The organism is Veillonella sp. (genome assembly GCF_019414865.1).
Taxonomy (GTDB): Bacteria; Bacillota; Negativicutes; order Veillonellales; family Veillonellaceae; genus Veillonella.
This window is the reverse complement of record NZ_DXLG01000057.1, coordinates 1-9,887: the sequence shown is the minus strand read 5'-3', so window position 1 is coordinate 9,887 and position 9,887 is coordinate 1. Positions and strand designations below refer to the sequence as shown.

Here is a 9,887-nt window from a genome sequence, read left to right as displayed (position 1 = left end):
TAATAGAGTTATGAATCTACTCTATTAGGGTCTTTTTTAGCTACGTATAGGGTCTTTTTAGCTACGTAGTTTTCTTTTGTATATCTACCTTAACATGTACTGTAGTAACATTACTATTGACACCACTCGGTAATACTAAGTTGTAATTACCTTGAATGCCCTTCGTTACACCGGTAAGATCAATTGGTTCTGTTTGAATTTCTGAAACAGAATCAATCATTTCTTCTCGACCAGTCACAGTTAATTGAGTTGGTGTAACGGATATAGACTTAACTTCATACCCATCAGCTACCGTCCCCGCCGTTGGTACTGTAATAGGAACCGCTTTATCTTTACGCAATAAGTTTAGTTCATATTGCGCTTGACCTTGGCTCAGATTGATGTGTACATCTAATACATTACCAGATATATCCCAGGCTTCTAACGTACTAACAGCACTAAAGTTCTTAGTTTGACCAGAGATATTAACCTTCATAACAACCTTATTTACAGCGTTAACGAGCTGTTTACGTCCAGATACAGTTACCTCTTTCGGTACAATAGTTACTGACTTGAGAGCAACATCGTCGGAGAACTTACCAATTGGAACAATTTCAACCGGTATTTTCCGCTCTGCATATTCGTCTACATTAATTGTTACAGTATCAGGCTTAACCTCCACAAGGCTCATCCCCGCTGGAGGGGTAAATCCAATGGTTACATTATTTTGACCTGGTTTTACACCAGATGCATCAATATATGTACGAAGATTATCTGCCTTTATAGCCATAATCGTATCGCGAGGGCCCGAAAGGACAATGCGTGCTACATCAGGTGCATCTTCTATAATATAATGGGAATCAAGATTTTGGACTTGAACAGGTACTGTATAGGTTACCTCCATCACAGGGTTCTGATCTCGCATGATAAAGAACCACATGACGATAGCGGCTAGCAATGATAACAACTTAGCTGGCCAATTGCGTTTCAAATGTATCATCATTTTTTTGCCCCCCATTTCCACATACCAGTAATGGTTTGACGAGGGCGTTCCATAAATGTACGCAACGCTTCTTTAATTTGATCTTCCGGTAAATGGCGATAGATATGACCGCCATAGGTGTAGGAAATTGTCCCCGTTTCCTCACTGACCACAACAACGACAGCATCAGTTTGTTCAGACAAACCGATGGCTGCACGGTGACGTGTACCAAGTTCAGTACTCAATGTACGATCCTCAGTTAGTGGCAACAAACACCCTGCTGCACGAATACGTCCATCGCGGATAATCAGCGCCCCATCATGAAGTGGTGTACTAGGAACGAAAATATTTTTAATTAGTTCACGGCTCAACACAGCATCAATTAAAATGCCTGTATCAACAAAGTCATTGAGGCCCACTTCACGTTCAAAAACGATAAGTGCCCCAGTATGCTCACGAGACATAACGCGGGCCGCCGCCATCACTTCATTGATAGTCATATCCATTTCCTCTTCGTTGACATTCTGTGCCTTACTGAAAATTCGACCACGGCCCAATTGTTCTAAAGCACGACGCAATTCCGGTTGGAATACTACAGGTAATGCGAAGAGAAGAACAGTCATACTTTGTTGCAAAATCCAATTGATAACATATAGATTCAGCAAATGACTCAATAAATTTAGAATTGCTAGTATAACAAGGCCCTTCAAAAGAGAAACGGCCCGTGTATCTTTAAGCAATTTATATAAGTAATAAATACCTACGGCAACGATTAAGATATCAGCAATATCAAGAAGCCTAAAGGTATGTATAAGTGCGTCAATATGCATAAAAATAGCTCCTTATACAAAATAATAAGGTACAACCAACTACTTGGCTGTACCTTATATTTTAACTCATTTTAGAAGCACTGTAAATTTATAAACAATTATAAGATATGATTTTTCTATAGTTATAGACTTAAATATTTTGTGTTTCAATCCACACATCCATCTGTCCGCCACACACCATACCTTCTTTTACAGCTACATCGTCATCTAAAAGAACTTCGATACGACGATGTGCTTCTTTTTTATTCAAGGAATCAACAGCACTTAGGCGAATTTCATTTTCAGCACGACCACCACCGATAGTACCAAAGATAGATCCATCTGGGAATACTACCATAGATGTGCCAGCCTTACGCGGTGTAGAACCACGGGTAAATAAAATAGTAGCTACAGCTAGTGTTTCATTTTTACGAGCACTTAAATATTCAATAAACTCACGATTCATGGCTCACTCTACCTTTCCGCAATGAGCCGCCTTTTTTACCACGCACCACTGCCAAATATTCACTAACGATAGATAATGCAATCTCCTCAGGAGTTTGTGCACCTAAGTCTAGACCAATTGGTGCATATACCATATCTAATTCTTCTTGTGTCCAACCTTGTTCACGCAATACTTCAAATGCATAATGAATACGCTTTTGACTGCCCATAACACCCATATAAGTTGGCAAATAATCGCGCAATTGTTCTAAGCATACATTATCATACTCATGAGCACGAGTAACAATGATAAACCCATTATATTCATCAAGAGGTAGATCATTTTTAAAGTTTTCTAATGGTAAGCATTTACGAGTTACACGTTCATCAAAGAATTCAGGAACTACATATTCTGGGCGGTCATCTACAACGGTTACACGACACCCGATAAATAATAATAAATCCGTAATAGCACGGCTCACATGACCAGCACCCAATACGAGAACAGATGGATCGTTTTCTACAGGTTGTACGAAACATTCCACTTCGCCTACCATACATAAAGAATTAAGCTTTGCTTTATCTACCATAAAGCCTTCGATTGGTGTACCATACAAAACACTACCATCTTCAGCATAAATTGTCTTATCCCCTTGACGAGGGCCAGACAATACAGTAACCATCAGCGTAGTTTCTGTAAGCTGAAGACGGTCTTTCATCACATCATAGATCGTTTCCATCTTGATTCCTTTCATAATCCCATGCAGTAACAGCTTCTAAAACACCGCCACCAACGGCAAGGGATTTATCTGAAATACTATAACAATGAGCTTCTTCACAACGAGCATCTACATCGGCCAATTTAAAATGGTCGGATACGATGAGTCCGCTCTTAAGAATACCTCTAAGAATACCTGTAATTTTTGCCCGCACTGGCTCTTTATCTACATAACCAATGACTTCATTAGCTTGTACAGAATCGCCAATATGGCGCTTAGCTGTAAACAGACCAGCCTTTGGTGAGTGAATAACACGTTCATGAGTATAACCACCTACATTACCGGGAATCCCCGTATTAGGCTGCGCTGGACCATCATAGATGCAACGACCTAAGTAATGACCGCGCATGGTTTCAATAACAACATCTACATCATGCCCTGCAGTAAATCCAGGCCCCACACCAATGACAAGATCTGCATCATCACGTTTGGTACCAAGATTCTTTTTACTTAAAATAGCATCTACAACAATAGCTGGCTTCAATGTATCAAGTAGCTCTTCATATGAACTAGTCACAACGGGAATAACACCTTGTGCCAACGTATCTGCTACTTCACTAAGGGCTACATGACGTGCTACAAAGCGTTCCAAAATCATTTCTCCACGATGTACAGCATTGCCATAACATACTTCACGGCGAATCATGGTAGGAATGGCGATTTCGTTAATCACCACAGGATAGCCTGCACGTTTCAATCTATATACAGCGCCAGAAGCGATGTCTCCGCCTCCGCGCATAAGGACTAATGGTTTCATAATGCCTCACTTTCACGTTGTTTCAAACGCTCAAAATCATCGGGTGTGTCAATATCATATCCAACATCGTCACGAATCCACAATTTGATAACATGGTCTTTACCACTACCGCGAATGATAGTTTTGCCACCTTGATCCCCTTGGATATGTTGCAATGATTCAAACCAATGTGAACCAAATAGAACAGGATTTCCCGACTGATAATTCGCCCCATAATGCGGGACGACGATAGTTTTCGAATGAAAGTTATCACTAAATGCACTAATAACCTGATGTACAACATTCCCAGTCAATAGTGGTTGATCCCCTACAGAACAAAGAATGCCGTCTAGCGGTATCGGTGAGTTTTCTACCAAATGACGTACTCCTATTGCTATGGACAGGCCTTGTCCACGATTAGGATGTTCATTCTGAACCACTTCAAACCCATAGCTCGTAACTATAGGTTCTAATCTTTCATGATCATCACCAGTAACCGCTACAAAAGGTAGTTTACAGGATTCAGTAAGTTCTACCGAATCATTCCATCCACAATGAAGAGCCCCACAGACCGCATCTAAAACAGTTTTACCACGCCAAGGCAAAAGTTGCTTATTACATCCCATGCGCTTGGATTGACCTCCTACGAGGAGGACAATGCCAATATGCAAAGGACGACGGTCTATGGGGTCTCTCATGGGACTGAAAGCGGTATTAGATTTTGCTTTCACATAAGACATGAGTACCTACCGACATTGAATAATGCGACGGATTTCACAACTTGCTTTGTATCCATCAGCTAAGATGATATCGGAAATGTCGCTATCTACAATATGATCAATAAAATCATCAATGATACGATGTTGCACCGTTTCATAACCAGTACAGAACAGAATTTTTTTACCTTTACTGTATTGGAATAAACCTTGTTTATGGAGCACAAGATCAGCCAACATGCGTGGCGTTACAATGGCACCCATATCGCGTTTCACAATATCTTGAACGAGCTCGATGTTATGCACGTGCTCATCATCAAGCGGCGCTCCTAACATTTGTAAATTCACAAGACCAATCGTAGTCTTTGTGAGAGATGGGATGACTGGCTCAGTCGTCTTAGGCGCCTTAAGCCATTTTTCCTTTGCCCCATCTGCTTCCACTACAATTTGCCAGTTCGGATGCAATTTTGCTAAACCATCGATAAGATCACAATCTAAGGAGTCCACTTTTGTTCCTGTAATGCCAGAGAACCACGCACCACAATATCCACGCAAAATACGATCAGTACAATATTCATCAGCTTCATTAATATTTCGAGTATAAATCGGTTCATAATGAGCCACTTGAGATTCATAGAGTCGAGTCGTAGTCGTAACTACGATGGGCTGACCTTTCAGCCTTCCATATTCTACTAATTTTGAAAGCACAGTCGTTTTACCGCCTGCCCCAACAAGGGCCACGATTCCCGGCTGAATCAATCGATTCCAATAGGATGTTTGTGATGTCATAAAACCAGGCCTCCTTAGAAAGGAAAAGTAAATAGAAATCTCTATACTTTATATTTCTCGTCCATAGCCATAAATACCTTCTCAGGTGTCATAGGTAATGTACGAACGTCCGCACCAACTGCATTTTTAATAGCATGTTGAATAGCTGGACTAGCCGTATTAATAACAACTTCACCAATAGATTTGGCACCAAATCCGCCTGTCGGCTCATAAGACTCTACAAAGTCTACATGTAACTCGCCAATATCTTGACGGGTTGGAATTTTATAAGTCATAAGGTTATTAGTCTCTAAGCGACCATTATTAGAATAACGCACATCTTCATATAACGCCATGCCGATAGCTTGTACTACGCCGCCTTCAACTTGAACACGAGCCAATTTAGGATTAATAACAGTACCGCAATCGATGCAGGAATATGTATGAAGCGGAATAACCTTGCCAGTTTGTTTGTCTACTTTTACCTCTGCAATAGTTGCCATGAATGGAGGTGGAGACGTATGACTGCCCCATGTAGCGAAACCAGACAATTGTTCTGCATTAACGCCTACCAATAATTTTGGAGCTAATTGATGGATATCCATAGTTTGAGAACCATCTTTTGTGGTAGCTACAACGCCATCAAAGTCGATGTTTTCTACATCTGTATCGAAGAATTGAGCGAACTTAGCAATAATCTTAGTGCGTAATTCTTCAGCAGCCATTTTCGCCGCCGTACCAGTTACGTATGTTGTACTAGATGCATAGGAACCTGGATCAAATGGTACGATGTCTGTATCAGATTCAACAACAGTCATGTATTCCATAGGACAGCCAATGATTTCACAAGCCATTTGAGTCAATACAGTATTAGCACCCATGCCCATATCGGAAGAGCCCGTATACAATGTGTAGTTACCATCATCGCCAAGACGAATTTCTACAGATGCTACGTCAATGTTAGCAACACCAGAACCTTGTAACGCTAATGCCATGCCAAGGCCACCGCGATAACGTTCGTCAATATCCCAAGAATGAGGACGCTCATCCCAACGAGCCATTTCTTTTACGCGGTTTACTGTATCTTGGAATAGACCAGAGTCAAGGTATTCATCCGGAGCGTATACCAAGCTTTGTTCACCTTGAGCAATCAAGTTCTTTTGACGCAATTCAGCAGGGTCAACGCCCATTTTATCCGCCAAATTATTAACAGCACACTCTAATGGCCATAGCGCTTCTGTAGCACCATAACCACGGAATGCACCGCCTGGTGTATGGTTCATGTATACACCTTCTGTACCGTAGTGGACAGCTGTCGCTTTATTGTATAAAGGAATGGACTTATGCTCACCAGCTGTAGTAGTAGTGAAGCAGTGAGTTGCATGAGCACCTGCATCAGTAATGGAGTCCATATCAATTACTTTGATAATTCCATCTTTTGTAGCACCTACACGGATTTTCCATTCACGAGCATGACGTGTAGTGGAGCAAGTCTGTGCTTCCGTACGATCGTATAAGAGGTAGCAAGGTTTCTTCAATGTCCACGCCACAAAAGCTGTCATAATTTCTGTGCAAGCCGTTTGTTTAGAACCGAAACCACCGCCGATACGAGGTTTGATTACGCGAACCTTTGTAGCCGGAATTCCTAATGCACGCGCAATATGACGGCGCACATGAAATACGATTTGTGTAGAAGATACAATAACTACGCGGCCCAATGCATCAATGTAACCATAACTTTGGAATGGTTCCATTGCTGTTTGGCGTGTAGCCTGGTCAAAGTAAGTACCATCTACTACATAATCACATTTTGCAAGTTCAGCTTCAATATCGCCTACTCGTTTATGATAAGATACGCAAATATTGCGTTTATAATCTTGACCTACAGGGATATTATTATGAATATCATCTTCAGGGTGAACTACTGTTTCATGATCGATAGCCGTATGCATATCCAGTACAGGTTTTTGTACTTCGTATTCAACCTTGATGAGAGGCATCGCTTTAAGTGCTGTAGCTTCATCTTTTGCCACAACAAGAGCCACTTCATCGCCTACATAGCGAACTACAGGATCCAAGATGAGAGCATCATAAGCAGATGGCTCTGGATATGTTTGACCGGCCAATGTAAAGCGGGTATTCGGCACATCTTCATGTGTGAAGATTGCTTCAACGCCTGGAATCAATTTAGCTTTAGATGTATCGATAGATTTAATACGCGCCTGTGCATGAGGGCTACGAAGTACCTTAATAACGAGCGCATCTTTTGGAACAAAATCACCTGTATAAGATGGTTTACCAGACAAGATACCTTTATAGTCAACTTTGTCATAGGACTTACCAATGTACTTATTCATTATTTCAGGCCTCCTTCTAAGAATTTACGAACCCCTCGAAGTTGTGATTCATAGCCAGTACAACGGCACAAGTTACCGATGAGGTACTCGCGAATTTCATCATCACTAGCCTTTGGATTTTTACGTTTCAAGTTGATTGCACTCATCATCATGCCCGTTGTACAGAAACCACATTGGTCAGCACCTTCGCTAGCAATACAATCCGCCAGCAATTCAGCCTCTTCTTGTAAGCCTTCTAATGTAGTAATTTTGTGACCTGGTGCACGGAATGTAGGGTACGCACAAGACAAGATAATTTCGTCATCTACCCATACAGTGCAAAGACCACAGTTTGTTGTGTCACAGCCACAACGTACGCTGTAGTAACCAAGATTACGCAATGTATCCAACAACATTTCATCAGTTGGCACATTAACAGTTACATTTTTATTATTAATATTAAGTACTAATTCCATTATTGTGCCACCTCCTTAGCCAAGCGTTGAACCATTGCTTTTACCATTTCCATGCGATATTCTTTGGACGCATGAGAGTTAGATTGGTAAACTAATTCTTCAGATGCTAATTGACCTGCTTCTTTTGCTGCGGCCAATCCTTTTTCTGAAAGTAAAGCACTTGCTTTTTCTGCTAATTGAGGTACGCCAGGTCTTGTACCAATGTACAATTCAACGCCTTTATCATCACGGCGAATAGCACCTGTCAATACTGGGAAATCGCCACGAGAGATACGAAGAGCTTCAACAGCTACAGGTACCTCTACTTTAGGAATGCGAATTTCCACGAGGATATCACGTTCTCTGTATTTCATATAGTCTTGCATGGACATGCGACCACCTTTAAAAGTAACGATGTCTGCATGTACTGCCAATAGAGCCGGAATTATATCAGAAAAGCCGAATTTACTTGCTACAGATCCACCCATAGTAGCTGTGTTGCGGAATTGAATGCCAAGAATTTCCTTAACACCTTTAACAACAGCACCACCACAGAATTGTTGTAATGGCTCAAAACGTTCCACATCACCTTGCGTTGCCATAGCACCAATGGCAAATTCGTTATCCTCTTCACGAACATAACGCAAGTCAAGACTAGCCATATCAATCACTGCAGGCCATGTGCGTCGACCTAAACGCAACCAACAGCCGCCAGCTAGCATTGGGGCAGTTTTGTTTTTTGTGGCTAATTCATAAGCCTCTTCCACCGTCTTCGGTTGTAATACTTTCATAAATGCTAACATAATCTGTCCTCTCAATGGTATACTAATACTAACAGTACTGGATGATAACCATAAAAATACAGATATCACCGAACTACAAACCTAGCAGGAATCTATAGAATTCCTCACGTTTCTTATACTTTTATTTTACCAATTATTCGCTACTAAATCTACGATGAAAGATATAAATTTACAAGAATTTTGCAAAGAATTACATATTTATGAATTTGGTATTGCCCCTTGGCCCCTACCTGAAAATGCAAAAACTATTTTGTATGAAAGTAACCCCTGTCCATTTACAGCAGCCGACGTAGAAGAGCGATTGCTAGGAACAACAGAGTTTACGCCCAAAAGCGCTATCGTATGTCTCTTTCCGTACTACGTAGAGCATAGTGGCCCATCTAATCTATCCCGTTATACATGGGCTACAGATTATCACCTGGTCATTAATGAATATTTAAAAAAACTTACTGAAAAATTACAAAAAATGGATACTTCAGCTCAGTTTTCTATACATTGTGACACCTCTCCCCTCGCAGATCGTTACATGGCCTACTTAGCAGGCCTTGGTTTTTATGGAAAAAACAATTGTTTTATCAGTCCTAAATGGGGTTCCTATGTAGTCATCGGAACAATTTTAACAACATTAGAATTAGAGCCAAATACACCGCTCGGCCAATCCTGTATGGGATGTAATCGGTGTATTACAGCATGCTTAGGTCAATGTTTAGGGCACGACGAATTCAAATATGATACTTGTAAAAGCTACTTAACACAGAAAAAGGGAGATCTCACAAACGAGGAAGAAACCATCATAAGAAAAACGCCACTCGTATTTGGCTGCGATGTATGCCAAGAGGTCTGTCCCCATAATCAAAATATCCCAACAACGCCCATACCTGAATTTCAACACGTAGAACCGTACATAGATATTAACGAACTAGAGACCCTAACAAACAAAGAATTCAAAGCTAAGTATGGTAATCGGGCATTCTCTTGGCGCGGGAAAAAAATATTAATAAGAAATCAAAATATTATTGAAGGTAAATAGATATTATAATTTGTATTTGAGATGTAAAATGGCTGTGACGTCTATTAAGA

The 9,887-nt window shown here is 40.8% G+C and carries 11 protein-coding genes; 1 reads left to right on the top strand and 10 read right to left on the bottom strand.

Features of this window, described 5'->3' with window-relative positions; translation table 11 throughout:
• Positions 1–61 precede the first annotated feature (61 nt).
• From QZ334_RS04990 to QZ334_RS04945, 10 genes are all read right to left on the bottom strand, one after another.
• Positions 62–982, bottom strand: a complete 921-nt coding sequence (locus QZ334_RS04990) for a YbbR-like domain-containing protein (protein ID WP_295232434.1) — start codon at positions 980–982, stop codon at positions 62–64.
• Positions 979–1,791, bottom strand: a complete 813-nt coding sequence (gene cdaA, locus QZ334_RS04985) for a diadenylate cyclase CdaA (protein WP_129823652.1) — start codon at positions 1,789–1,791, stop codon at positions 979–981. The genes QZ334_RS04990 and cdaA overlap by 4 nt, the downstream gene beginning before the upstream one ends.
• A 130-nt stretch (positions 1,792–1,921) precedes the next feature.
• Entirely contained in the window at positions 1,922–2,236 is a 315-nt protein-coding gene (locus QZ334_RS04980) for an XdhC family protein (protein WP_024066914.1), read from the bottom strand.
• Positions 2,226–2,954 (bottom strand): XdhC family protein, encoded by a 729-nt coding sequence (locus tag QZ334_RS04975; RefSeq protein ID WP_060923865.1) that lies wholly within the window; start codon positions 2,952–2,954, stop codon positions 2,226–2,228. Before QZ334_RS04975 ends, QZ334_RS04980 begins: the two co-directional genes overlap by 11 nt.
• The gene (gene yqeB, locus QZ334_RS04970) at positions 2,938–3,750 is read right to left on the bottom strand and encodes a selenium-dependent molybdenum cofactor biosynthesis protein YqeB (RefSeq protein ID WP_060923866.1); all 813 of its coding nucleotides are present in this window, start codon (positions 3,748–3,750) and stop codon (positions 2,938–2,940) included. Before yqeB ends, QZ334_RS04975 begins: the two co-directional genes overlap by 17 nt.
• Entirely contained in the window at positions 3,747–4,469 is a 723-nt protein-coding gene (locus QZ334_RS04965) for a nucleotidyltransferase family protein (protein ID WP_213467633.1), read from the bottom strand. Before QZ334_RS04965 ends, yqeB begins: the two co-directional genes overlap by 4 nt.
• A 6-nt stretch (positions 4,470–4,475) precedes the next feature.
• Entirely contained in the window at positions 4,476–5,234 is a 759-nt protein-coding gene (gene yqeC / locus QZ334_RS04960) for a selenium cofactor biosynthesis protein YqeC (RefSeq protein WP_060923868.1), read from the bottom strand.
• A 41-nt stretch (positions 5,235–5,275) separates the two neighbouring features.
• Entirely contained in the window at positions 5,276–7,570 is a 2,295-nt protein-coding gene (locus QZ334_RS04955; RefSeq protein WP_295232429.1) for a xanthine dehydrogenase family protein molybdopterin-binding subunit, read from the bottom strand.
• A complete protein-coding gene (locus tag QZ334_RS04950) occupies positions 7,570–8,025 on the bottom strand; it encodes a (2Fe-2S)-binding protein (RefSeq protein ID WP_005387739.1) in 456 nt (151 codons plus the stop codon). The genes QZ334_RS04955 and QZ334_RS04950 overlap by 1 nt, the downstream gene beginning before the upstream one ends.
• Positions 8,025–8,807, bottom strand: coding sequence for an FAD binding domain-containing protein (locus QZ334_RS04945; RefSeq protein ID WP_119206559.1), 783 nt, complete (start codon positions 8,805–8,807; stop codon positions 8,025–8,027). Before QZ334_RS04945 ends, QZ334_RS04950 begins: the two co-directional genes overlap by 1 nt.
• Before the next feature lie 154 nt (positions 8,808–8,961).
• Between QZ334_RS04945 and QZ334_RS04940 the strand changes: the two genes are divergently transcribed.
• Complete coding sequence (locus QZ334_RS04940; RefSeq protein WP_295232424.1) at positions 8,962–9,837, top strand: epoxyqueuosine reductase; 876 nt, start codon at positions 8,962–8,964, stop codon at positions 9,835–9,837.
• Positions 9,838–9,887 lie beyond the last annotated feature (50 nt).

Bases quoted from the DNA above. Each gene is read 5' to 3' on its own strand.
- QZ334_RS04990 (WP_295232434.1), bottom strand. From the start codon at position 982: ATGATGATACATTTGAAACGCAATTGGCCAGCTAAGTTGTTATCATTG.
- cdaA (WP_129823652.1), bottom strand. From the start codon at position 1,791: ATGCATATTGACGCACTTATACATACCTTTAGGCTTCTTGATATTGCT.
- QZ334_RS04980 (WP_024066914.1), bottom strand. From the start codon at position 2,236: ATGAATCGTGAGTTTATTGAATATTTAAGTGCTCGTAAAAATGAAACA.
- QZ334_RS04975 (WP_060923865.1), bottom strand. From the start codon at position 2,954: ATGGAAACGATCTATGATGTGATGAAAGACCGTCTTCAGCTTACAGAA.
- yqeB (WP_060923866.1), bottom strand. From the start codon at position 3,750: ATGAAACCATTAGTCCTTATGCGCGGAGGCGGAGACATCGCTTCTGGC.
- QZ334_RS04965 (WP_213467633.1), bottom strand. From the start codon at position 4,469: ATGTCTTATGTGAAAGCAAAATCTAATACCGCTTTCAGTCCCATGAGA.
- yqeC (WP_060923868.1), bottom strand. From the start codon at position 5,234: ATGACATCACAAACATCCTATTGGAATCGATTGATTCAGCCGGGAATC.
- QZ334_RS04955 (WP_295232429.1), bottom strand. From the start codon at position 7,570: ATGAATAAGTACATTGGTAAGTCCTATGACAAAGTTGACTATAAAGGT.
- QZ334_RS04950 (WP_005387739.1), bottom strand. From the start codon at position 8,025: ATGGAATTAGTACTTAATATTAATAATAAAAATGTAACTGTTAATGTG.
- QZ334_RS04945 (WP_119206559.1), bottom strand. From the start codon at position 8,807: ATGTTAGCATTTATGAAAGTATTACAACCGAAGACGGTGGAAGAGGCT.
- QZ334_RS04940 (WP_295232424.1), top strand. From the start codon at position 8,962: ATGAAAGATATAAATTTACAAGAATTTTGCAAAGAATTACATATTTAT.